Source organism: Mycolicibacterium sp. XJ662 (assembly GCF_053484035.1).
In genome coordinates, this window is record NZ_JBEFTL010000006.1 from 208,964 (window position 1) to 232,213 (window position 23,250).

Consider the following 23,250-nt stretch of genomic DNA (forward strand, 5'->3'; position numbering starts at 1 on the left):
GCTGAGTGATCCCGCCGAAGCGGCTGCCGCCAGTATCAGCCTGTTCGTCGGAAAGGGCGGTGTAGGCAAGTCGACGTTGGCGACCGCCACCGCCGTACGCGACGCACGTGTGGGCCTTCGGGTGCTTCTCATCTCGACCGACCAGGCGCACTCGATCGGCGACGTGCTGGGCACCACGGTCGCCCCGACCGGGCGCCGGGAGCCGACCCGGGTGCTGGCCGACCTGGAAACCGGGACCGCCGACGGGTCAGGCGGGTTTCTGGACGCGCTGGCGCTGGACACGTTGGCCCTGCTGGAGACGCGTTGGCGCGACGTCGCCGCGCTGATCTCGGCCAGATTTCCCGACTCCGATCTGGGAAACATTGCCCCGGAAGAACTCTCGGCTCTGCCCGGCGTCCAGGAGGTGCTCGGCCTGCACGAGGTCGGCGAGTTGGCCGCCTCGGGGCAGTGGGACCGGGTGGTGGTCGACTGCGCGTCGACGGCCGATGCGCTGCGCATGCTCACGTTGCCCGCGACGTTCGGGATGTACCTGGAACGGGCATGGCCGCGGCACCGGCGACTGGCCAGCGCGGCCGACAACGCGCGCACGGCCGCGGTGGTCGGCGTGCTCGAGCGCATCGCCGCAGGCACCGATGAGCTGAGCGCGATGCTCACCGACGAGTCGAGGGTCAGCGCGCACCTGGTGATGACGCCTGAGCGGGTGGTCGCCGCCGAGGCGGCGCGCACGCTGGGTTCGCTGGCGCTGATGGGTGTGCGGGTCGACGAGCTGATCGTCAATCAACTTCTGGTGCAAGACGATTCCTACGAATACCGCAACCTGCCCGACCATCCCGCGTTCGACTGGTACGCCGAACGCATCGCCGAGCAGCAGGCCGTCTTCGATGAACTCGACACCACGATCGGTGATGTGCAACTGGTCATGGTGCCCCACCTGGCCGGTGAACCGATCGGAGCCAAAGCGCTGGGCGAACTCCTCGACAACGCCAGGCGCAGGGACGGGGCGCCGCCACCGGGACCGCTGCGGCCGATCGTGGATCGGGAATCGGGCTCGGGCCTCGAAGCGATCTACCGAATGCGGCTAGAGTTGCCACAGGTCGATTCTGCGGCCCTGACGCTGGGTCGGGTCGACGACGACTTGATCATCGGTGCCGGCGGCCTACGCCGCCGGGTTCGGCTGGCGTCCGTGTTGCGCCGGTGCATCGTGGTGGACGCGCAGCTGCGCGGGTGTGAACTGACAGTGCGGTTTCGACCGAATCCGGAGGTGTGGCCGAAGTGAGTGGGGCACATCCCGAGCTCGGTCCGGAGCTGCGCCAGCTGGCTCAGACCATCCTGGACCGGCTCGACCCCGCCGTGAAACTGGCCGCAGCGCGGGCAATGGGGGACGGTGCGGGCAAGTGCCAGCAGGTGTGGTGTCCGGTGTGTGCGCTGGCGGCGCTGGCCGCCGGTGAGCAGCATCCGCTGCTGACGGTGATCGCCGAACACAGCGTCGCGCTGCTGGCCGTGGTCCGCGCCGTACTCGACAACAGCGCAGGACCGGGTGAGCCGCCGCCGAGCCCGCCGCCACCGGACAGCACAAATCCGAACGGCACACAGCCCGGCCACTATCAGCACATTCCGGTCATCGTCGAAGAATGAGCACACGTGACGGCCACGTCAGCGCACCGGCGCTGTGGTCGCATCCACAACGCGTAGGTAAAGTTGTCCCAGAACACCGGCCGGTGTTCGGTCACCGGGAGGGCCCATGTGGTATTGGCTGTTCAAATACATCTTCATGGGACCCGTGCTGTCGTTGCTGGGTCGACCCAAAGTGCAAGGCCTCGAACATGTTCCGCATTCCGGTCCGGTCATCCTGGCGAGCAACCACCTCGCCGTGGCCGACAGTTTCTATCTGCCGCTGGTAGTCAGCCGCCGGATCACCTTTCTGGCCAAGGCCGAGTACTTCACCGGAACCGGCATCAAAGGATGGTTCACCCGGTGGTTCTACACGGTGGCCGGGCAGGTGCCGATCGACCGGACCGACGCGGACAGCGCGCAGGCCGCGTTGACGACCGCCGCGCGCATCCTCGATGAGGGCAAGCTGCTCGGGATGTACCCCGAGGGCACCCGGTCGCCCGACGGGCGGCTCTACAAGGGCAAGACCGGTCTGGCGCGGCTGGCCCTTGAGACCGGTGTTCCGGTGATTCCGGTCGCGATGATCGGCACCGACGTCGTCAACCCGCCCGGCACCAAGATGTGGCGGTTCGGCCGGGTCGAGGTCAAGTTCGGCAAGCCGATGGATTTCAGCCGGTTCGAGGGCCTGGCCGGTAACCGGTTCATCGAACGCGCGGTGATCGACGAGGTGATGTACGAGCTGATGCGGCTGTCCGGGCAGGAGTACGTCGACCTGTACGCCGCCGACATCAAAGACGGCAAGGCCGACATCACCACCAAGCCGTCGGCGCGGATGCCCGAGGTAGCCGCCGGCTGAGCCGGCAATTCGGGGCTGAAGCCGGCTGAGCCGGCGATTCGGCTGGAGCCGGCTGAAGCGGCTAGTTCACCGCAGGCACCGGCCGATTCGCCGGGTTGGTCGGGGCCGGATCGGCGGTCTTCGAGCGTGCCGACACCGTGCCCGCAGCCGCGATCACCGCGATCGCCCACCACACATAGGAGCCGCCGACCAGTTGGCGCCACAGCGGTGCGGCGGTCTCGTGGTGTTCGGGCATCAGCGGAATCGGAGTCCACACCATCAGCGCGAGACCCGCCACGGCGAGCACCGCCAACGTGGCATGGCGCCGGCGATGGGCCACCACCGCGGCCACCAACACGGTCGGCAGCGCCCACACCCAGTGGTGCGACCACGACACGGGCGAGACCACCAGCCCGAACATCGCCACGCAGATCAACGCCAGCACCGGCTCGGCCTTGAGTACCCGTCGCGCCGCCCACACCGTAAGTGCCAGCACCGCAAAGCACGCCAGCGTCCACAGCACGAACCGGACGCCCTCGCCCAGCCCCAGCCGGGCCAGCGCGCCCGCGATGTTCTGGTTGGTGTTGAGCGTCGCGGTGCCGATGCGGTCGGTGTTGCGCACGGTCTCGGTCCAGTACTCGAGCGAGTCGCGCCAGGCGAACGCGAAACCGACCAGCGTGGCGGCGACCGCGGATGCGGCGCTGACGAGCAACGCCCGGGTGTCCCGGCGCAACAGGAAGTACAGCAGAAACACCGCGGGGGTGAGCTTGAGCGCGATGGCCAGGCCGAGCAGCATGCCGCGCGGCCACGGGGTCTTGCGGGGCACACAGTCGGCGATGACCAACGTCATCAGCACCACGTTGATCTGGCCGAAGTCGAAGTTCGACCGGATCGGCTCCAGATAGACCACCGCCGGCGCCACCAGCGCGGCCGCCAACCAGGCCCGGCGCAGCCACGCCGGCTCGTTGGTCACCGAACTCTGCGGCCACACGTTCAGCCCGCTCAACACGATCGTGGTCGCGACGATCAGCAGGATCAGCGTGGTGAGGGTGATCGCAACACCGGCCAGGTCCAGCGACAGCACGGCCAGCGGAGAAAACACGATCGCGGCCAGCGGGGGATAGGTGAACGGCAGATCCAGCCCGCCCTGGGTGGCGAACATCGCGCCGTCGGCGTACAACGCGCGGCCGTCGAGCCAGGCCTGACCGCCCATCCGGTACACGTCGACGTCGATGCGGTAGGGCATCCCGCCCAGCAGCCGCCAGCCCGCCCAGCCCAGCGCCGCCACGGTGAGCAGCTGAAACAGCCGCCAGCCCCAGATCCTCATGTTGCGCCCCACACTATCGGGGCGCATCGGCGCGTCTGCCGGTATCCCGGCCGTGTCACGTGCACGTCGGCGTAAGTTTTCTGGGTGCCCGCCGACCTGAACTTCGACTTCGCGATCCCGCCGGAACGGATCCCGCTGGCCCTCTGCCTGATCGCGTTCATCCTGACGTTCTTCGTCACCCGCACGATCGTGCGGTACATCCGCAGCCACGCCGACAGCGACGCGCCGCGCAAGTGGTGGCAGCCGCGCAATATCGGCACGGGCGGGCTGCACATCCACCACGTGGTTATCGGCGTGATCCTGGTCATGATCTCCGGGGTGACGATGGTGACGTTGGCGGTCGACGGGGGAGTACCCGAATTCACGGCGGCGGCAATCATATTCGGAATAGGGGCCGCGCTGGTTCTCGACGAGTTCGCGTTGATCCTGCATCTGGAGGACGTGTACTGGGCCGAGGACGGGCGCACGTCGGTCGACGCGGTGTTCGCCGCGGTGGCCGTCGCGGGTCTGCTGATCCTGGGGTTCAACCCGCTGTCGTTCTTCGACATCGGGATCTGGCGCGAAGACCACAGCCTCGCCGCGCGGGCCAGCGTCGTCGCGATCGCGGTGCTCACCTTGGCGCTGGCGGTCATCGTGCTGCTCAAGGGCAAGGTGTGGACCGGGCTGGTCGGGATGTTCATCACCCCGCTGCTGGTGGTTGGCGCGGTCCGGCTGTCACGGCCGCACGCGCCGTGGGCGCGCTGGCGCTACACCAATCGCCCGCACAAGATGCATCGCGCGCTGGAACGGGAAAGATGGCTGCGGCGACCCGTCGTGCAGGCCAAGCTGTGGCTGCAGGACGCGATCGCCGGGATGCCGAAGTTTCCCGACGACGCCAAGGTCGACGAACAACTCGACCGCGAGATCCGCGCCGCCCCGGCACCGGGTGAGCGGGCGAACACCCGACAACGCGACAAGGAACATGTTTAGTGCGCTACTTCTACGACACCGAGTTCATCGACGATGGCCGCACCATCGAGTTGATCTCGATCGGTGTCGTCGCCGAGGATGGGCGTGAGTACTACGCCGTCTCAACCGAATTCGACCCCGAACGCGCGGGCAGCTGGGTGCGCAAACACGTGCTGCCCAAGCTGCCGTCGCCGGGGGCGGCGGTGTGGCGTTCGCGTCGGCAGATCCGCTCGGAGCTGGAGGGGTTTTTCGGCGTCGACGGCAACGAGCCGATCGAGCTGTGGGCCTGGGTGGGCGCCTACGACCACGTGGTGCTGTGTCAGCTGTGGGGTCCGATGACCGAGCTACCGCCGGCGATGCCGCGCTTCACCCGTGAACTGCGCCAACTGTGGGAAGAGCGCGGTTCGCCGCGGCTGCCGCCGCGTCCCGACGACAGCCACGACGCGCTGGTCGACGCGCGGCACAACCTGTTCCGGTTCCGGTTGATCACCGAGGGTCCCCAGGCCGCGGGGTCGTTACCATGAACGGGTGAACTGGACCGTCGACGTACCCATCGACCAGCTGCCCCCGCTGCCGCCGCTACCCGATGAGCTGCGGCAGCGGTTGGACGCCGCCCTGGCCAAGCCGGCGGTGCAACAGCCCAGCTGGGATGCGGAACACGCCAAGACCATGCGGACGGTGCTGGAGAGCGTTCCGCCGGTGACGGTGCCTGCCGAGGTCGAGCGGCTCAAGGGGCTGCTGGCCGACGTGGCCCGCGGCGAGGCGTTCCTGCTGCAGGGCGGGGACTGCGCCGAGACCTTCGTCAACAACACCGAACCCCACATCCGCGCCAACATCCGCACGTTGCTGCAGATGGCGGTGGTGCTGACCTACGGCGCCAGCGTGCCGGTGGTCAAGATGGCCCGGATCGCGGGCCAGTACGCCAAGCCGCGCTCGTCGGACATCGACGCGCTCGGGTTGAAGTCCTACCGCGGCGACATGGTCAACGGCTTCGCGCCGGATCCCGCCGTCCGCGAACACGACCCGTCGCGTCTGGTGCGCGCCTACGCCAACGCCAGCGCCGCGATGAACCTGGTGCGCGCGCTGACCGCGTCGGGTCTGGCGTCGCTGCACCAGGTGCACGACTGGAACCGCGAGTTCGTCCGCACCTCGCCCGCGGGTGCGCGCTACGAGGCGCTGGCCGGTGAGATCGACCGTGCATTGACGTTCATGAGCGCCTGCGGCGTCGACGACCGCAACCTGCAGACCGCGGAGATCTACGCCAGCCACGAGGCGCTGGTGCTGGATTACGAGCGTGCGATGCTGCGCCTGTCCACCGAGGACGCCGAAGGTATGGCGGGGGAGCACAAGCCCAAGCTCTACGACCTGTCGGCGCACTACGTGTGGATCGGGGAGCGCACCCGCCAACTCGAGGGCGCCCACATCGCGTTCGCCGAAGTGATCGCCAACCCGATCGGCGTCAAGATCGGTCCGACGATGACGCCGGAACTGGCCGTCGAGTACGTCGAACGCCTCGACCCGGCCAACGTGCCTGGACGGTTGACGCTGGTGACCCGCATGGGCAACAACAAGATTCGCGACACGCTGCCGCCGATCATCGAGAAGGTGCAGGCCACCGGCCATCAGGTGATCTGGCAGTGCGATCCGATGCACGGCAACACCCACGAGTCGTCCAACGGGTACAAGACCCGCCATTTCGACCGGATCGTCGACGAGGTGCAGGGCTTCTTCGAGGTGCACCGGGCGCTGGGCACCCACCCCGGCGGTATCCACGTCGAGATCACCGGTGAGGACGTGACGGAGTGCCTCGGTGGCGCACAGGACATCTCCGACACCGACCTGGCGGGCCGCTACGAAACCGCGTGCGATCCGCGGCTCAACACCCAGCAGAGCCTGGAGTTGGCGTTCCTGGTCGCGGAGATGCTGCGCGACTAGAGTCGGGCCGCTACAGCAGGACGCTGATATTGGTGCCCAGCGTCCACGCGCCCGCGGCGATCAGCCCGGTCAACGTTAGCACCGTGAGAAACCAGAACCATCCCGCCCTTCTGGCGCGTTGGCGCGCCCAGTAGAACTCGTCGAGGTCGATGCCCGCGAACCTGCCTGTGACGGGCTGATATTCGGGTTCGGGTGCGATGTCGTCGCGGGTGAACTCGCGGGTGTGCTGAGGCGGGGGCGGCGCCTGCGGTGCGTGCCGGCTGTGGTGCAGCGCCGCCGACGCGTGCTGGGCCGAGTTGCGCGGAGCGGGCACCCGGAACGGCGGCAGCCCCAGCTCGTCGACGATCGCGTCCAGCTCGTCGGCCATGTGCTGGGCGTCGGCGTAGCGTTGCGCGGGGTCGCGGGCGGTGGCGTGCAACACCAGCTCGTCGAATTGTGCTGGGACACCGGCGATCACCGAGCTCGGCATGGGAACGTCGTTGTCCATCCGTTGATACGCCACGGCAAGGGCGCTGTCGCCGGTGAACGGTGTGGTGCCGGTGAGCAGTTCGTAGAGCAGGATGCCGGCCGCGTACACATCGCTGCGTGGCCCGGCGTTGCCAGTGCTGACCTGCTCCGGTGACAGGTAGGCCGCCGTACCCAAAATCACGCTGGTGGAGGTGATCTTGGCTTCGGCCACTGCGCGCACCAGGCCGAAGTCGGCGATCTTGACATCGCCGTCGTCGGAGATCAGCACGTTCTCGGGTTTGATGTCGCGGTGGACCAGCCCGGCCTGGTGGGCGACGGCCAACCCGCCGAGCACCGGCGCCAGCACCGCCGCGGCGGCGTGCGGCGGCATCGGGCCGCGTTCGCGCAACAGTTCCCGCAGCGTGCCGCCCTCGACGAGCTCCATGACCAGAAAGGGCTGCTGACCGTCCATACCCTGGTCGTACACGGCGACCAGGCCCGGATCCTTCAGCCGGGCCACCGCGCGCGCCTCGCGCTGGAAGCGGGTGAGGAACTGGGTGTCACCCGCATAGCGCGAATCCATGATCTTGACCGCGACGGGCCGGTCGAGTCGCAGGTCCAGGCCGCGGTACACCGCCGACATGCCACCGGTGGCGATGATCGTGTCCACCCGGTAGCGGCCGTCCAGCACGGTCCCGCCCAGGGGATCCAATTGCTGGTTGGCTTCCACCGAAGACATGGTAACGAGACGGCCCGCTCGACTTAGACTCGATGTGGTGAGCACCATTCCGGCCGCCGAAGATGTTCTCGATCCCGATGAGGCCGTGTACGACCTGCCCGCGGTCGCCGACTTGCTCGGCGTACCGGTGTCCAAAGTGCATCAGCACCTCAAGGAGGGCCACCTGATCGCCATTCGCCGAAACGGTGAGGTGGTGGTGCCCAAGGTGTTTTTCGACGACACCGGACACGTGGTCAAGAGCCTGGCCGGTCTGCTCGTCGTCCTGCACGACGGGGGATATCACGAGACCGAGATCATGCGCTGGCTGTTCACCCCCGACCCGTCGCTGACGATCCGCCGCGACGGCAGCACCGAAAATCAGGTCAATGCTCGGCCGGTTGATGCGCTGCATTCCCACCAGGCTCGCGAGGTGGTCCGTCGGGCCCAGGCGATGGCTTATTGACCGCCCACGGTCGTGGCGTACTGAGCGCGGTCGTCTCCGACGTCCGGGACAGCGCATACCACGCCACCACCGCGCACGCCGTTGCCAGCAGCACGTGCGTCCACGAGTACATTCCGTGCGCCCCGTCGGGCTTCCACACCACGGTGATCCATGTCGACAGCCCGGCGATCACCGCGATCGCCGACCGGGTCTGCGCCAGTGCGGAAACCACCGCCAACGGCCAGGTGTAGTACCAGGGCAGCGCAGCGGGCACGAACAGCACCACCACGACCATCACCCAGGCGATGCCCACCAGCGCCTCCCGGTCGGTGTGGCGAAAACGCCACCACAGCAACGGAAGTGCGATCGCGATGATCGCGATGCCGATGATCCTGGTGACGTCGAGCACGGCGTAGAAGTTGACGGCGCCGAACAGGCCGCCGACGACGTTGATCAGGTTGGCCGCCGCGGTCGGGATGGTCAGCCAGTTGATGATCTTCACCGAGCCGGCGAGCGCGGTCAGCCAGCCCAGGCCCACGCCTGCGATCAGCGACAGGACCGCGAACACCACGACGAACAGCACCGCGGACGCCACCGTGGCGATCACGAAAGCCTTGGCTGCGCCGTACCCGCGCCGGCTCCGAAGGTCACGGGCCCACACCCAGACCATGAACGGAAGCGCCAGCCCCGCCGTGGCTTTCACCGCGACGGCGGCGGCGATCAGGCCCACACCCCAGCCGTGGCGGCCGGAGAACGCCAGCGCGATGCCCGCCATCATCAGCCCGACCATCAGCATCTCGTTGTGCACGCCGCCCATGAGGTGGATGATCACCAGCGGGTTGAGCACGCAGATCCACAATGCGGTCGGCCCGTCGGCGCCGACATGGCGGGCCACCCGCGGAGCGGCCCAGATCAGCAGCGCCAGACCGGGCAGCATGCACAGCCGCAGCAGCAGCGTGCCCGCGACGATGTCCTCGCCGACCAGTTGGGTGACGAACCTGGCGATCAGGATGAAGCCGGGTCCGTACGGCGCGGTGGTCGTCGTCCAGATCGGGCTCACGTTGTCCAGCAACGAGTTCGGGTTGTCGACGGGGCCGACGGCGTAGGGGTCGAAGCCGTCGCGCAGCAGCGCGCCCTGAGCCAGGTACGAATAGGTGTCCCTGCTGAACAGCGGAACGCTGAGCAGCAGCGGCGCCAACCAGAACGCGGTGGTGGCGACCATCGTGTATTCGGTTGTGGTGCGGGCGATCACGCGCCGGCCCAGCCACAGCCACGCCACCAGCATCAGCGCCACGCCGGCCCACATCAGGATCGACGACAGCACCAGCCCGTGCCCGAAGCGCAGCCACGACACGTGCATCGACTCCAGCAGCGGATCGTGCAGTCGGGTGCTGCCGGCGCCCAGCCCGCCGGCCGCGATCAGCAGGGCGCCCAGAAAGCCCAGCCGGGCGGGTTGTGCCTGCGGGGACGTCGCGAACGACGTCAGTCGCGAAAGGTGTTGTACCAGGGAGGTCGTCATGTCTCTAGGCGGACCGGTTCGCGACCAATCTGGTGAGCTCGGCCAGTCCGGCTTTGGCGTGTTCGTCGATCGGTGCCGCGTCCAGCGTGTGCAGGGCTCGTTGGGTGAGTTCCTCGATGCGCTGTTCGACGGCGGCCAACGCGCCCACCGACTCGATCATCTGGCAGAGTTCCTTCACCGCGGCATCGGAGAGCTCGCTACCGATGGCGGCGCGCAACCGCTTGGCGGCCGCGGGATCGTTCTTGTCGGCCAACTCGATCGCCTCGGCCAGCAGCACCGTGCGCTTGCCCGACCGCAAGTCGTCACCGGACGGTTTCCCGGTGACGGCGGGGTCGCCGAACACGCCGAGAACGTCGTCGCGCAACTGGAACGCGACGCCCAGGTCATTGCCCATCTCGTGGAACGCCGCCAGCACCTCGGGCCGGTCGGCGGCCGCGGCGACGCCCAACTGCAGCGGACGCGAGATCGTGTAGGACGCGGTCTTGTAGATGTTGACCGTCATCGCGGACTCCACCGCTTCGGCGCCGCTGGCCTCGGAGACGATGTCGAGGTACTGGCCGGCGAGCACCTCCGAACGGATCGCGGCCCAGATCCGGCGCACCCGCCGATGGGCTTCGGCCGGCAGATCCGCCGTCGCGACGATGTCGTCGGCCCACACCAGCGCGAGGTCGCCCAGCAGGATTGCCGCTGACACCCCGAACTGTTCGGAAGGCCCGTGCCAGGCGTTGGCGCGGTGCCGGTCGGCGAACAGCCGGTGCACGGTGGGCAGCCCGCGCCGCGTCGCGGAGGCGTCGATGACGTCGTCGTGGACCAGCGCACAGGCATGCAGCAGCTCGAGGGCGGAGAACAACCGCAGCGCCTGCGGGTCGAGCGGGTCCACGTCGTGGTCGACGACCGCGCGCCAGCCCCAGTAGGCGAACGCGGGCCGCAGCCGTTTGCCGCCGCGCAGCACGAATTCCTCCAGCGCGGCGGTCAGCTCAGCGTAGGCCGGACCCATGTAGGCACCGTCTTCGGCGCGTCCGGCCAGCACCTCACGCAGCTGTTCGGTGACGGCGCCGGCCAACTCGACGGCTGACGGTGCCACAGTGTGCACGCTCAGAGGGCGCCCCTTTCGCTGTGCGTTTCTACCCCGGCCCGAGACGCATTCAGAGTAGAGCCTGCAGGTGAGCAATTAGCAACCCAGGCGGTGGCCCGTCGCCGGCTACGACGCGGGGTCGCCGACGCGGGGAGAGCGGTCGCGGCTCAGATACGCCAGCGCGCCGATGAGGCCGGCCACCGCCAGCGAGCCCAGCCCGAGCCAGATCGCGGCGCCGGTGAACGAGCGGGCGCTGGGATCGGTGTAGCGCGCCTGGGCGTTCATCGTGCTGACCACGCCGGGGCGCAGCTTCCACTGGACGATCTCCGCGGAGACCTGCTCACCGTTGGTCGAGGTCACCTCGCCGGGAAACGACACCGACAACGACACGTCGGCCTCCGGATCGTTGAGCGACGTGAGATCGGCGCGGCCCTCGAGGATCACCAGGTCACCGGCGCGGCGCAGCGAGATGTCCACGCCCGCGGCGTCGCGGTTCATGCTGGCCAGCTGCGGGACCTCGGCGAACGTCAGGTCGGAGAACACCGCCCGCGAGCCCACGTAGTCGTCGCGCTCGTACTCCGAAACCGCAACCTTGTTGGAGAACGGCAGGTTGTTGAGCAGTTGCGGGCCTTTGTCGTCGGCGTTGCGGGGAATGGCTGCCGCGACGATCTGCCCGGATACCCGGTCGTCGGGGGAGACGGTGATCGACGCGCGGATCCGCACACACCCCACAGCCGTGGGCAACACCACGAGCAACACCAGAACAACGGCCAGCAGCCGGGTTCTGCTGCCGCGCTTCAGGAGGGCCGGCACGTGGTCATCGTGCCAGATCGACGCGTCAAAGCGGCAGCGACCGGCCCAGGATGGCGAAGGCGCGCGGGTCTCCGGCGAAGTGGTAGCCGCGGATGATGTCGGTGAAGCCGAGCCGTCGGTACAGCCGCCAGGCCCGATTGGACTCGCCGTTGATCTCCGGCGTCGACAGCAGCACGTAGGACTCGGCGCGGTCGGCGAGCAGCCTGCGCGCCAACGCTTCACCGAGCCCGCGGCCCTGAGCGCGGGGGTGGATGTGCAGCTCGGTGAGCTCGAAGTAGCTCGTCATCAGCTCCGAGATCCGCGAGCGGTCCGCACCCACCCGGCGCAGACCCGACACCACCTGCTGCTGCCACCACTGGTCGGGTGCGCCGCAGTAGCCGTAGGCGATGCCCAGCAGCGGCGCGCGGGCAAGTGTGTCGGCGCCAGGCCCGTCCGGTTCGGTGGTTTCCACCGCGGCGACCGCCTTCCAGCCCTGTCTGCGGGTGTGCTCCAGCCACATCGAGGCGCGCTGATCTTCGGTGCCGCGGGGATACCGCATGGCGTCGACGTACACCGCGAGGGCGTCACCGAGCCGGCGTTGCATATCGCTCGGCGACAGATCGATGAGATGTGTCGCCAACTGTTCTCGCCTTCTCCGAGGGGTGGTGCGGGGTCTGGTTCCATTATTCGGTGAGATGCTGCTGCTTCCCAGCGGCGGCGCACGTCATACAATCGGGGGTCCAACAAGGTGGTACGGCTCAGATAGACCTCGTATCATGACTGTTAGGTGCCCGTTGCGGCGGGTGCGACTGTTTAGTTTTTGAGATGGCCGGGTCGGCCCCGGGTTTCGAGGGAGGGACGAATGCCACTCTCCGATCATGAGCAGCGCATGCTCGACCAGATCGAGAGCGCGCTCTACGCCGAGGACCCCAAGTTCGCGTCCAGCGTTCGTGGTGGCACCTTGCGCGCTCCCTCGGCGCGGCGTCGCCTTCAGGGCGCCGCGCTTTTCGTGGTCGGTCTGGCGCTACTGGTCTCCGGCGTCGCATTTCCCGCGACCCAGATCAGCGGTTTTCCGATTCTGTCCGTCATCGGCTTCATGGTGATGTTCGGCGGAGTGGTGTTCGCCATCACTGGCCCGCGGGTGGTCGGCGGGCGTGACCGTTCTCCCGAACCGGGCGCACCGCGGCAGAAGAAGGCCAAGGGCTCCGGCGGCTCGTTCACCAGCCGCATGGAAGACCGTTTCCGCCGCCGCTTCGACGAATAGTCCGACACCGAACAAGGGGTAGCCCGCCCGGGCTGCCCCTTTTTTGGTGCGCCCGCCCGCCCCCACTTCACCCCACCCGCTACGAGCTGCGGTTTTGCTGTTCGCGGGGTACTCACCGACCGGTGCTCGTGGCGCTGGGTGGGGAAACCGCCACATCGACACGTTGTGTTGGGAGCAAAGTGGGGGATTGTGGGGTAAAGTGGCGGACAACGGAGCGACCGGGGCTTCGTTGACAGACCGGGCAGTTGGAGGTTGGCGAGATGTTTCTCGGCACCTACACGCCGAAGCTCGACGACAAGGGGCGGCTCACGCTGCCCGCCAAGTTCCGCGACGCGCTGGCAGGAGGGTTGATGGTCACCAAGAGCCAAGATCACAGCCTGGCCGTGTACCCGCGCGCCGAGTTCGAAAAGCTGGCGCGACGGGCGTCGCAGGCCTCGCGCAGCAACCCGGAGGCGCGGGCGTTCCTGCGAAACCTGGCCGCTGCCACCGATGAACAGCATCCCGATTCGCAGGGCCGCATCACGCTGTCCGCCGATCACCGCCGCTACGCCAACCTGTCCAAGGACTGCGTGGTGATCGGATCGGTTGACTACCTGGAAATCTGGGATTCCACGGCATGGCAGGAGTACCAGCAGACCCACGAAGAGAACTTCTCCGCGGCCACCGATGAAGCTCTGCACGACATCATCTGACTCGGCGGCTGACCGGCATGCGGCCCGTGCATCGCGGCCTCTGCCCGAACCGGCCCTGGCGTACTTCCCCAACGCCAGGTCCGTGCTCTCGGACAGGGACCCCGATGCAGCGGGCACGCTGCTCGGCCGGAAAAGGGCATATGCGAGAGGTATTGCGATGGCCCCGGAAGCTCACGGACACGTGCCGGTCCTGCTCGACCGCTGCGTCGAACTCCTCGAACCGGCGCTGACCCGGCACAGTTCGGACGGCGCCGGCGCCGTGTTGGTCGACGCCACGCTGGGCGCGGGCGGACACGCCGAACGGTTCCTGACCCAGTTTCCCAATCTGCGGTTGATCGGGCTGGACCGCGATCCCGACGCGCTGTGGATCGCCGGGGAACGGCTGGCCCCGTTCGGTGACCGGGTGATGCTGGTGCGCACCCGCTACGACGGCATCGAAGGCGTGCTGGGTGAAACCGGTTACTGGGCAAGCAAAGTCGACGGCGTCCTGTTCGACCTCGGGGTGTCTTCGATGCAGCTCGACCGCACCGAGCGCGGGTTCTCGTATTCCGCCGACGCACCGCTGGACATGCGGATGGACCCCGACGCCGCGTTGACAGCCGCCGAGGTCGTCAACACCTACGACGAGAAGGCGCTGACCCGCGCGCTGCGCGAGTTCGGCGAGGAGCGCTTCGCCGGTCGCATCGCCGCCCAGATCGTCCGCCGCCGCGCTCGGCAACCGTTCGCCACCACAGGTGATCTCGTCGAACTGCTGTATCAGGCGATCCCGGCGCCGGCCAGGCGCACCGGCGGCCATCCGGCCAAGCGCACCTTCCAGGCGCTGCGCATCGTCGTCAACGGCGAACTGGACTCGCTGCGCGCGGCGCTGCCCGCAGCGCTGTCGGCGTTGGCGCCGGGCGGGCGGATCGTGGTGATGGCCTATCAGTCCCTGGAAGACCGCATCGTCAAGAACGCGTTCACCGCCGCGACGGCGTCGCGCACACCTCCCGGTCTGCCCGTCGAATTACCCGGGCACGAACCGCAGTTCGTCGCATTGACCCGCGGCGCCGAGCGCGCAGCGCCGGCGGAGGTCGAACTGAACCCGCGTAGTGCATCTGTTCGGCTGCGAGCACTGGAAAAGGTGAGGGGAGCGGCGTGAAACCCAAGCAGGCCAAGCGTAAAGCGCCGGTGCGCGGCAGCGACGAGCGTCGAAGGAATCCGCGTAACCCGCGCGAACCACGTAACACGCGCAACCCGCAGCGCCGCGCGGCCGATGCCCCGCCGCGGCGCAAACCCCCTCGCGAACAGCGCACCGCCCGCCCGGCGCCGCAAACCGGTCCGATCCGGCGCCCTGTCGAGCGACCGGCCCGGCCGAAGAACACCAGCCAGGCCAAGGCCCGAGCCAAGGCACGTAAAGCCAAGGCGCCCAAGGTCGTCCGGCCACCACTTCGACAGCGGCTCATCGTCAAGCTCGCATCGATCGACCTGAACCCCCGGACCCTGTTCGCCCGGGTGCCGTTCGTGGTGCTGGTCATCGGATCGCTGGGCTTCGGGCTCGGCGTCACGCTGTGGTTGTCCACCGACGCCGCGGAGCGCTCCTATCGACTCGGCAGCGCCCGCGAGACCAACCAGGAGCTCCTGCAACAGAAGGAAGCCCTCGAGCGCGAGGTGCTCGAGGCGCAGGCCGCACCGGCGTTGGCCGAGGCGGCTCGCGAGCTCGGCATGATCCCGTCGCGTGACACCGCGCACCTGGTGCAGGACCCGGCGGGCAACTGGGTCGTGGTCGGCACCCCGAAACCCGCGGAGGGCGTTCCGCCGCCGCCGCTGAACACACCGCTGCCGGAGGCGGCCCCGCCGCCACCGCCCTCGTCGCCCGCGCCCCGGGTGGTCGAACCGCTCGAGCGCTCGGTCCGGTTACCGTCCACGACGGAACAGGTGCCCGGGGCCGTGCCGCAGGTGCCCGGGGTCGTGCCGCAGGTGCCCGGGGTCGTGCCGCAGGTGCCCGGTGCCGTACCGCACGTGCCGGCGCAGGGCCCGCCGGGGCCGGTACCCGGGATGCAACAACCGTTGCCGGTCCCAGCACCCGCACCCGCACCCGTGCCCGTGCCCGCGCCCGCGGTTGGCGCTCCGGCATGAGCCGCGGCGAGCGCCAGACCCGGCGGACAGCAAAACCCAAACCCCGCCCGGCCAAAAGCGCGACCGCCACCACACAGGAGCGCTCGGCCAAGTCGCGGCGTACCCGTTCGCCCATCGTCGACAGCGGGCTGCGCAGCGCGTCGTTCGTGTTCCGGCACCGCACCGGAAACGCCGTGATCTTCCTGCTGCTCGTCGTCGCCGCCGCGCAGCTGTTCAACCTGCAGGTGCCGCGCGCCGAGGGGCTACGCGCCGAGGCCGCAAGCCAGCTCAAGGTCACCGACGTCGACAAGGCGGTGCGCGGGGCGATCGTCGACCGTGACAACGACAAGCTGGCGTTCACGATCGAGGCGCGCGCGTTGACCTTTCAACCTGCCAAGGTACGCAAACAGTTAGAAGAGGCCAGGGCGAAGACCGCCGACGCGCCCGACCCCGACGAACGACTGCGTGACATCGCCGCCGAAGTCGCGTCGCAGCTGAACAACAAGCCCGACGCGAAGACGGTGCTCAAGAAGCTGCGAAGCGACGAAACGTTCGTCTACCTGGCGCGCGCGGTGGACCCGGCCATCGCCGAGGCCATCCGCAAGGAGTACCCCGAAGTCGGTGCAGAGCGCCAAGATCTACGCCAGTACCCCGGCGGCTCCCTGGCCGCCAACGTGATCGGCGGCATCGACTGGGACGGGCATGGCCTACTCGGGCTTGAGGATTCGCTCGACGCGGCGCTGGCAGGCACCGACGGGTCGATCACCTATGACCGCGGCTCCGACGGTGTGGTGATCCCGGGCAGCTACCGCAACCGCCACGACGCGGTGGACGGTTCCACGGTCATGCTCACCCTCGACGACGATATCCAGTTCTACGTGCAACAGCAGGTGCAGCAGGCCAAGAACCTGTCGGGGGCCAAGCACGTGTCGGCCGTGGTGCTCGACGCGAAAACCGGTGAGGTGCTCGCGATGGCCAACGACAACACCTTCGATCCGTCCCAGGACATCGGCAGGCAGGACAACCGGGAACTGGGCAACCCGTCGGTGTCCTCACCGTTCGAACCCGGTTCGGTCAACAAGATCGTCACCGCGGCGGGCGTCATCGAATACGGGCTTTCCCAACCCGACGAGGTGCTGCAGGTGCCCGGTTCGATCCACATGGGCGGGGTCACCGTCGGCGACGCCTGGGAGCACGGCGTCATGCCCTACACCACCACCGGGGTGTTCGGGAAGTCGTCCAACGTCGGCACGCTGATGCTCGCGCAGCGGATCGGCCCGGAGCGGTTCGCAGACCTGTTGCGCCAGTTCGGACTCGGCCAGCGCACCGGGGTGGGCCTGCCCGGTGAGAGCGCTGGCATCGTCCCGCCGATCGACCAGTGGTCGGGCAGCACGTTCTCGAACCTACCGATCGGACAGGGTCTTTCGATGACCCTGCTGCAGATGACGGGGATGTACCAGACCATCGCCAACGACGGTGTGCGGATTCCGCCGCAAATCGTCAAGACCACGGTCGCACCCGACGGCACCCGCACCAACGAGCCGCGCCCCGAGGGCGTTCGGGTGGTGTCGGCACAGACCGCCAAGACGGTCCGCGACATGCTGCGCGCGCCCGTCCAACGCGATCCGCGCGGCGTGCAGCAAGGCACCGGACCGCAGGCGGCCGTCGAGGGCTATCAGGTGTCGGGGAAGACCGGCACCGCGCAGAAGATCAACCCGGCGTGCGGCTGCTACTACAGCGACGTCTACTGGATCACGTTCGCCGGCATGGCGCCCACGGAGGATCCGCGCTACGTCGTGGGCGTCATGGCCGACGACCCGGACCGGGCGGCCGACGGCGAACCCGGCAGCTCGATGGCGCCGCTGTTCCACAACATCATGTCCTGGCTGCTGCAGAGCCAGAACGTGCCGCTCTCCGCCGACCCCGGCGCGCCGCTGGTGCTGGTCGCCGACTGACCCGCGCAGAGCACCGCTTGGGGCCGGACGTCGGTGGCTGGCCGGTACTGTGTCATCCGCGATGAACCTGCGTCCCCGCCAACCTGCCGGCGCCGCGCTCGCGCAGCTCGCTGAGCAGCTGGCGACGGCGCCTGCCGCACCGGGCGCCGTGCCCGACATCGAGGTCACCGGCGTGACGCTGCGCAGCAGCGACGTCCTGCCCGGCGACGTGTTCGCCGCGCTGTCCGGGTCCGCCTCACACGGCGGCCGCTTCGTCGGCGAAGCGCTGGCCCGCGGGGCGGCGGCCGTGCTCACCGACCCCGACGGGCTGGCACACATCGGCGCCGACGTCGCGGTGCCCGTCCTGGTGCATCCCGCGCCGCGAACGGTGCTCGGTGAGCTGGCCGCCACCGTCTACGGGCACCCCTCCCAGAAGCTGCGCGTCATCGGCGTAACCGGCACGTCGGGCAAGACCACGACCACCTACCTGGTCGAAGCGGGCCTGCGCGCGGCCGACCGGGTCGCGGGGCTGATCGGCACCGTCGGCATCCGCATCGACGGCCGCGACCAGCCCAGCGTGCTGACCACCCCGGAGGCCCCCGATCTGCAGGCGCTGTTGGCGCTGATGCTCGAAGGCGGCGTCGACACGGTGGTCATGGAGGTGTCCAGCCACGCGCTGTCGCTGGGGCGCGTGGACGGCGTGCGTTTCGCGGTCGGCGGGTTCACCAACCTCTCGCGTGATCACCTGGACTTCCATCCGACGATGCAGGACTACTTCGACGCCAAAGCCCGCCTGTTCGACCCCGGATCACCCACGCACGCCGACGTTTCCGTGGTGTGCGTCGACGACGACGCGGGACGCGCGATGGCAGCGCGCGCGCACCGGCCGGTGTCGGTGAGCACCACCGGCCGTGACGCCGACTGGCGCGTCGAGGACATTCGCGCGATCGACACGGGCTCGGCGGCGGCCGCGCAGGACTTCACCGCCGTCGACCCCGCGGGCGTGCATCACCGGCTGCGTATCAGCCTGCCCGGCCACTTCAACGTCGCCAACGGCGTGCTGGCGGTGGCGCTGCTCGACGCGGTCGGGGCATCCCCCGAGCAGGCCGCGCCCGGGCTGCGCACCGCAACGGTGCCCGGCCGGCTCGAGGCCGTCGACCGCGGGCAGGCGTTCCTTGCGCTGGTCGACTACGCCCACAAACCCGGCGCGCTGCAGGCCGTGCTCGAAACGCTGCGCGCGCAGCGCACCGGCCGGATGGCTGTGGTGTTCGGCGCCGGCGGGAACCGGGACGCCGGCAAGCGCGCCCCGATGGGCCGCGTCGCCGCCGAACTGGCCGACCTGGTCGTGGTCACCGACGACAACCCCCGCGACGAGGAGCCCGCCGACATCCGCGCGGCGATCGTGGCCGGCGCGAGCGGTGCGGGCGCCGAGGTGGTAGAGATCGGCGACCGCCGCAACGCGATCCAACACGCGGTGGCGTGGGCGCGGCCGGGCGACGTCGTTCTGGTGGCAGGTAAGGGGCACGAAACCGGGCAGACCAGCCGGGGCCAGACCCGCCCGTTCGACGACCGCGACGTGCTGGCCGGCGCGCTGGAAGCATTGGAGCACCGCACATGATCGCCCTGTCGCTGGCGCAGATCGCCGACATCGTCGGAGGCCGGCTCACCGACATCAGCGCGCAGGAGGCCGCGGCCACCAAAGTCACCGGCACCGTCGAGTTCGACTCGCGCGCAGTCACTTCCGGAGGGTTGTTCCTCGCGCTGCCCGGTGCCCGCGCCGACGGGCACGACCACGCCGCCGCCGCCGTCGCCGCGGGGGCGGTCGGGGTGCTGGCCGCCCGCCCGGTCGGGGTGCCCGCCGTCGTCGTGGCCCCCACGCCCGCGGCGACCGACCGCGGCGGCCTGGTGTTCGAGCACGACGCCGACGGTTCGGGTGCCGCGGTGCTGGCCGCGCTGGCCAAACTGGCCGCCGCGGTGGCCGCAGAACTGGTCGACGGCGGGCTCAAAGTCGTTGGCATCACCGGCTCCTCGGGCAAGACGTCGACCAAGGACCTGGTGGCTGCGCTGCTGGCGCCGCTCGGCGAGGTGGTCGCGCCGCCCGGCTCGTTCAACAACGAACTCGGCCATCCCTGGACGGTGTTGCGCGCGACGGAGTCCACCGACTTCCTGGTGCTGGAGATGTCGGCGCGGCATCGCGGCAACATCGCGGCGCTGGCCGCCATCGCCGTCCCCTCGATCGCCGTCGTGCTCAACGTCGGCACCGCGCACCTCGGCGAGTTCGGTTCGCGCGAGGCCATCGCGGCGACGAAAGCCGAACTGCCCCAAGCTGTTCCACCTGGTGGTGCGGTGATCCTCAACGTCGACGACACCGCGGTGGCCGCGATGGCCGATCAGACGCGCGCCCGAGTGGTCCGGGTCAGCCGGGAACCGAGCACCGCCGAGGTCGACGTGTGGGCCGATGCGGTGACGCTGGACGCGTTGGCCCGACCGCGGTTTCGGCTGCACACCGCCGATCAGCAGGTCGACGTCGCGCTGGCGGTGCACGGCGACCATCAGGTGTCCAACGCCCTGTGCGCGGCCGCGGTCGCGCTCGAATGCGGCGCCACGCTCGAGCAGGTGGCCACCGCGCTGGCCGCCGCCGCCCCGGTGTCCAAGCGGCGCATGGAGGTGGTGACCCGCGACGACGGTGTGACGATCGTCAACGACGCCTACAACGCCAACCCCGACTCGATGCGGGCCGGGTTGAAGGCGCTCGCCGCCATCGCGCACGCGGGCGGGGGACGCCGCAGCTGGGCGGTGATCGGCGAAATGGCCGAACTCGGCGACGACGCGATATCCGAGCATGACAACATCGGTCGGCTTGCCGTGCGATTAGATGTGTCACGACTCGTCGTCGTAGGAACCGGGAGGGCTATGAGCGCCATGCACCACGGTGCGGTGATGGAGGGATCGTGGGGCCCTGAGGCCACCATGGTCGCCGACGCCGACGCCGCGCTGGCGTTGCTGCGGGCCGAACTGCGCGCCGGCGACGTGGTGCTGGTGAAGGCGTCCAACGCGGCGGGGCTCGGGCCGCTGGCCGACGCGCTGACCGCAGGTGGCGCTGACGGGGCCAACGGATGAGACAGATCCTCATCGCCGTCGGCATCGCGCTGACGGTCTCGATCCTGCTGACCCCGGTGCTCATCCGGCTGTTCACCCGGCAGGGCTTCGGCCACGAGATCCGCGAGGACGGGCCGCCGAGCCACCACAAAAAGCGCGGCACCCCGTCGATGGGCGGGGTGGCGATCGTCGCGGGCATCTGGGCCAGCTACCTGGGCACCCACCTGGTCGGCGTCGTCATCGACGGCAAGGGCCCGTCGGCCTCGGGCCTGCTGGTGCTGGCGCTGGCCACCGCGCTGGGCCTGGTCGGCTTCACCGACGACCTGATCAAGATCAGGCGAGCGCGCAACCTCGGCCTGAACAAGACCGCGAAATCCGTGGGCATCCTGACCGCCGCAGTGATCTTCGGCGTGCTGGCCCTGCAGTTCCGCAACGCCGACGGGCTGACACCCGGCAGCGCCGACTTGTCCTACGTCCGCGAGATCGCCACGGTCACGCTGCCGCCGTTGATCTTCGTACTGTTCTGTGTGCTGATCGTCAGCGCCTGGTCCAACGCGGTGAACCTGACCGACGGCCTCGACGGGCTGGCGGCCGGCGCGATGGCGATGGTGTGCGCGGCCTACGTGCTGATCACGTTCTGGCAGTTCCGCAACGCATGCGCCACCACCCCCGGGCTGGGCTGCTACAACGTGCGCGACCCGCTGGACCTGGCGATCGTCGCGGCCGCCACCGCGGGTGCGTGTATCGGGTTTCTGTGGTGGAACGCCGCACCGGCCAAGATCTTCATGGGTGACACCGGTTCACTTTCGCTGGGCGGCATCATCGCCGGGCTGTCGGTGACCAGCCGCACCGAGGTGCTCGCGGTGGTGCTCGGCGCGTTGTTCGTCGCCGAGGTGGTGTCGGTGGTGGTGCAGATCCTGGCGTTCCGCACCACCGGACGCCGGGTGTTTCGGATGGCGCCGTTCCACCACCACTTCGAGCTGGTGGGCTGGGCCGAGACGACGGTGATCATCCGGTTCTGGCTGTTGACGGCGATCGCCTGTGGTCTGGGCGTGGCGCTCTTCTACAGCGAGTGGCTGACCACCGTCGGGGCCTGAGATGTCCGACCTCGCCCCGCTTGCGCCGGGCGCCCGGGTGTTGGTCACCGGCGCCGGGCTGACCGGGCGCTCGGTGAGCGCCGTGCTCGAACCCACCGGGGTGCGGCTGACGATCTGCGACGACGATCCGCTGGCCCTGCAGCGGCTGATCACGCCGGCCCGGGTCGTCACCACCGCCGAGGCGCAGGCGACCATTGCCGAGTACGCGCTGGTGATCACCAGCCCCGGGTTCGCGCCGACCACCCCGGTGCTGGCCGCGGCCGCGGCCGCCAACGTCCCGATCTGGGGTGACGTCGAGCTGGCGTGGCGACTGGATCGCGCGGGCCGGTTCGGGCCGCCGCGCCGCTGGTTGGTGGTGACCGGCACCAACGGCAAGACGACGACGACCTCGATGCTGCACGCCATGCTGGTGGCGGCGGGGCGGCGCGCGGTGCTGTGCGGCAACATCGGCAACCCGGTGCTCGACGTGCTCGCCGAACCGTCGGACATCCTGGCCGTCGAGCTGTCCAGCTTCCAGCTGCATTGGGCGCCGTCGCTGCGACCGGACGCGGGTGTGGTGCTCAACGTCGCCGAAGACCACCTGGACTGGCACGGATCGCTGCAGGCGTACGCGACCGACAAAGCTCGCGTGCTCGACGGCCGCGTCGGCGTCGTCGGGCTCGACGATCCGATCGCCGCGGGCCTGCTCGATACCGCCGCCGCCGACATCCGCACCGGCTTCCGGCTCGGCGAGCCGGGGGCTGGTGAACTCGGCGTGCTCGACGGGATGTTGATCGACAACGCGTTCGGCGACCAGGTTCGGCTGGCCGATGCGGCGTCGATCCCGGTCGCGGGTCCCGTCGGGGTGCTCGACGCGTTGGGGGCCGCCGCGTTGGCGCGCGCGGTCGACGTGCCGGCCGAGGCCATCGCCGCCGCGCTGAGCGGGTTCACGGTCGGCAGGCACCGGGCCGAAGTCGTCGCGACGGTCGACGGCGTCACCTATGTCGACGACTCCAAGGCCACCAACCCGCACGCCGCCCAGGCGTCGATCGCCGCCTATCCGCGGGTGGTGTGGATCGCGGGCGGCCTGCTCAAGGGCGCCTCGGTCGATGACCTCGTGGCCGCCGTGGCGGACCGGCTGGGCGCCGCCGTGCTGATCGGGCGCGACCGCGCGCTGATTGCCGAGGCGTTATCGCGACACGCACCGAATGTCCCCGTTGTTACCCCTGTGACGGGGGAGGATTCTGGGATGCTTGGGGCAAATGGGACAGATGAGACGGGACGGGCGGTGATGTCCGCCGTCGTCGCCGCCGCACGCGAGCTGGCCAGACCCGGCGACACCGTGCTGTTGGCGCCCGCCGGGGCATCCTTCGACCAGTTCAGCAGTTACGGACACCGCGGTGACGCGTTCGCCACGGCCGTGCGCGCCCTGACCCGCTAGC

Annotated in this window: 22 protein-coding genes; 16 read left to right on the plus strand and 6 right to left on the minus strand. The window is 69.3% G+C overall.

Going from position 1 to position 23,250, the window contains the following annotated elements:
* Window position 1: 1 nt before the first annotated feature.
* The 3 genes from ABQE93_RS18055 to ABQE93_RS18065 all read left to right on the plus strand — a co-directional run bounded on the left by ABQE93_RS18055 (window position 2) and on the right by ABQE93_RS18065 (window position 2,467).
* Window positions 2-1,276, plus strand: coding sequence for an ArsA family ATPase (locus ABQE93_RS18055; protein ID WP_448409440.1), 1,275 nt, complete (start codon window positions 2-4; stop codon window positions 1,274-1,276).
* Window positions 1,273-1,635: a hypothetical protein gene (locus ABQE93_RS18060; protein WP_448409198.1), complete on the plus strand. Its 363-nt coding sequence runs from the start codon at window positions 1,273-1,275 to the stop codon at window positions 1,633-1,635. The genes ABQE93_RS18055 and ABQE93_RS18060 overlap by 4 nt, the downstream gene beginning before the upstream one ends.
* A gap of 106 nt (window positions 1,636-1,741) precedes the next feature.
* Window positions 1,742-2,467: a lysophospholipid acyltransferase family protein gene (locus ABQE93_RS18065; RefSeq protein ID WP_448409196.1), complete on the plus strand. Its 726-nt coding sequence runs from the start codon at window positions 1,742-1,744 to the stop codon at window positions 2,465-2,467.
* Between the two features lie 61 nt (window positions 2,468-2,528).
* On the opposite strand, the gene ABQE93_RS18070 is transcribed toward ABQE93_RS18065, so the two are convergent.
* Window positions 2,529-3,773, minus strand: coding sequence for a glycosyltransferase 87 family protein (locus tag ABQE93_RS18070; protein ID WP_448409194.1), 1,245 nt, complete (start codon window positions 3,771-3,773; stop codon window positions 2,529-2,531).
* 84 nt (window positions 3,774-3,857) lie between these two features.
* On the opposite strand from ABQE93_RS18070, the gene ABQE93_RS18075 reads away from it, so the two are divergent.
* The 3 genes from ABQE93_RS18075 to ABQE93_RS18085 are packed head-to-tail and all read left to right on the plus strand — an operon-like array spanning window position 3,858 to window position 6,656.
* Window positions 3,858-4,742: a hypothetical protein gene (locus ABQE93_RS18075; protein ID WP_448409193.1), complete on the plus strand. Its 885-nt coding sequence runs from the start codon at window positions 3,858-3,860 to the stop codon at window positions 4,740-4,742.
* Window positions 4,742-5,245: a polyadenylate-specific 3'-exoribonuclease AS gene (locus tag ABQE93_RS18080; RefSeq protein WP_448409192.1), complete on the plus strand. Its 504-nt coding sequence runs from the start codon at window positions 4,742-4,744 to the stop codon at window positions 5,243-5,245. The genes ABQE93_RS18075 and ABQE93_RS18080 overlap by 1 nt, the downstream gene beginning before the upstream one ends.
* A gap of 4 nt (window positions 5,246-5,249) precedes the next feature.
* A complete protein-coding gene (locus ABQE93_RS18085) occupies window positions 5,250-6,656 on the plus strand; it encodes a class II 3-deoxy-7-phosphoheptulonate synthase (RefSeq protein WP_448409191.1) in 1,407 nt (468 codons plus the stop codon).
* Window positions 6,657-6,666: 10 nt separating this feature from the next.
* On the opposite strand, the gene ABQE93_RS18090 is transcribed toward ABQE93_RS18085, so the two are convergent.
* A complete protein-coding gene (locus ABQE93_RS18090) occupies window positions 6,667-7,842 on the minus strand; it encodes a protein kinase domain-containing protein (RefSeq protein ID WP_448409190.1) in 1,176 nt (391 codons plus the stop codon).
* Window positions 7,843-7,879: 37 nt separating this feature from the next.
* Between ABQE93_RS18090 and ABQE93_RS18095 the strand changes: the two genes are divergently transcribed.
* Complete coding sequence (locus ABQE93_RS18095; protein WP_448409189.1) at window positions 7,880-8,284, plus strand: Rv2175c family DNA-binding protein; 405 nt, start codon at window positions 7,880-7,882, stop codon at window positions 8,282-8,284.
* Here ABQE93_RS18095 and ABQE93_RS18100 read toward each other — a convergent pair.
* From ABQE93_RS18100 to ABQE93_RS18115, 4 genes are all read right to left on the minus strand, one after another.
* Window positions 8,205-9,782 (minus strand): alpha-(1->6)-mannopyranosyltransferase A, encoded by a 1,578-nt coding sequence (locus ABQE93_RS18100; RefSeq protein ID WP_448409188.1) that lies wholly within the window; start codon window positions 9,780-9,782, stop codon window positions 8,205-8,207. The two genes, ABQE93_RS18095 and ABQE93_RS18100, sit on opposite strands and share 80 nt — an antisense overlap.
* A gap of 4 nt (window positions 9,783-9,786) precedes the next feature.
* Window positions 9,787-10,875, minus strand: coding sequence for a bifunctional (2E,6E)-farnesyl/geranyl diphosphate synthase (gene idsA2 / locus ABQE93_RS18105; RefSeq protein WP_448409187.1), 1,089 nt, complete (start codon window positions 10,873-10,875; stop codon window positions 9,787-9,789).
* A 108-nt stretch (window positions 10,876-10,983) separates the two neighbouring features.
* Window positions 10,984-11,670 carry an LppM family (lipo)protein gene (locus tag ABQE93_RS18110; RefSeq protein WP_448409186.1) on the minus strand — a complete coding sequence of 229 codons (687 nt, stop codon included), beginning with the start codon at window positions 11,668-11,670 and terminating at the stop codon, window positions 10,984-10,986.
* Between the two features lie 25 nt (window positions 11,671-11,695).
* Window positions 11,696-12,289, minus strand: a complete 594-nt coding sequence (locus tag ABQE93_RS18115; protein ID WP_448409185.1) for a GNAT family N-acetyltransferase — start codon at window positions 12,287-12,289, stop codon at window positions 11,696-11,698.
* Window positions 12,290-12,511: 222 nt separating this feature from the next.
* Between ABQE93_RS18115 and ABQE93_RS18120 the strand changes: the two genes are divergently transcribed.
* The 9 genes from ABQE93_RS18120 to murD all read left to right on the plus strand — a co-directional run bounded on the left by ABQE93_RS18120 (window position 12,512) and on the right by murD (window position 23,249).
* Entirely contained in the window at window positions 12,512-12,913 is a 402-nt protein-coding gene (locus ABQE93_RS18120; RefSeq protein WP_448409183.1) for an SCO2097 family morphological protein, read from the plus strand.
* Between the two features lie 260 nt (window positions 12,914-13,173).
* A complete protein-coding gene (gene mraZ, locus ABQE93_RS18125; RefSeq protein WP_448394226.1) occupies window positions 13,174-13,605 on the plus strand; it encodes a division/cell wall cluster transcriptional repressor MraZ in 432 nt (143 codons plus the stop codon).
* A complete protein-coding gene (rsmH, locus tag ABQE93_RS18130; RefSeq protein WP_448409182.1) occupies window positions 13,580-14,743 on the plus strand; it encodes a 16S rRNA (cytosine(1402)-N(4))-methyltransferase RsmH in 1,164 nt (387 codons plus the stop codon). The genes mraZ and rsmH overlap by 26 nt, the downstream gene beginning before the upstream one ends.
* On the plus strand, window positions 14,740-15,720 hold the full coding sequence (locus ABQE93_RS18135) for a cell division protein FtsL (protein ID WP_448409181.1): 981 nt from the start codon (window positions 14,740-14,742) through the stop codon (window positions 15,718-15,720). The genes rsmH and ABQE93_RS18135 overlap by 4 nt, the downstream gene beginning before the upstream one ends.
* Window positions 15,717-17,654, plus strand: a complete 1,938-nt coding sequence (locus tag ABQE93_RS18140; protein ID WP_448409180.1) for a peptidoglycan D,D-transpeptidase FtsI family protein — start codon at window positions 15,717-15,719, stop codon at window positions 17,652-17,654. The genes ABQE93_RS18135 and ABQE93_RS18140 overlap by 4 nt, the downstream gene beginning before the upstream one ends.
* A gap of 61 nt (window positions 17,655-17,715) precedes the next feature.
* Window positions 17,716-19,251, plus strand: coding sequence for a UDP-N-acetylmuramoyl-L-alanyl-D-glutamate--2,6-diaminopimelate ligase (locus ABQE93_RS18145; RefSeq protein ID WP_448409179.1), 1,536 nt, complete (start codon window positions 17,716-17,718; stop codon window positions 19,249-19,251).
* Window positions 19,248-20,753 carry a UDP-N-acetylmuramoyl-tripeptide--D-alanyl-D-alanine ligase gene (locus tag ABQE93_RS18150; RefSeq protein WP_448409178.1) on the plus strand — a complete coding sequence of 502 codons (1,506 nt, stop codon included), beginning with the start codon at window positions 19,248-19,250 and terminating at the stop codon, window positions 20,751-20,753. The genes ABQE93_RS18145 and ABQE93_RS18150 overlap by 4 nt, the downstream gene beginning before the upstream one ends.
* Window positions 20,750-21,829, plus strand: coding sequence for a phospho-N-acetylmuramoyl-pentapeptide-transferase (gene mraY / locus ABQE93_RS18155; RefSeq protein ID WP_448409177.1), 1,080 nt, complete (start codon window positions 20,750-20,752; stop codon window positions 21,827-21,829). The genes ABQE93_RS18150 and mraY overlap by 4 nt, the downstream gene beginning before the upstream one ends.
* 1 nt (window position 21,830) lies before the next feature.
* Window positions 21,831-23,249: a UDP-N-acetylmuramoyl-L-alanine--D-glutamate ligase gene (murD, locus tag ABQE93_RS18160; protein WP_448409176.1), complete on the plus strand. Its 1,419-nt coding sequence runs from the start codon at window positions 21,831-21,833 to the stop codon at window positions 23,247-23,249.
* The last annotated feature ends 1 nt before the right edge of the window (window position 23,250 follow it).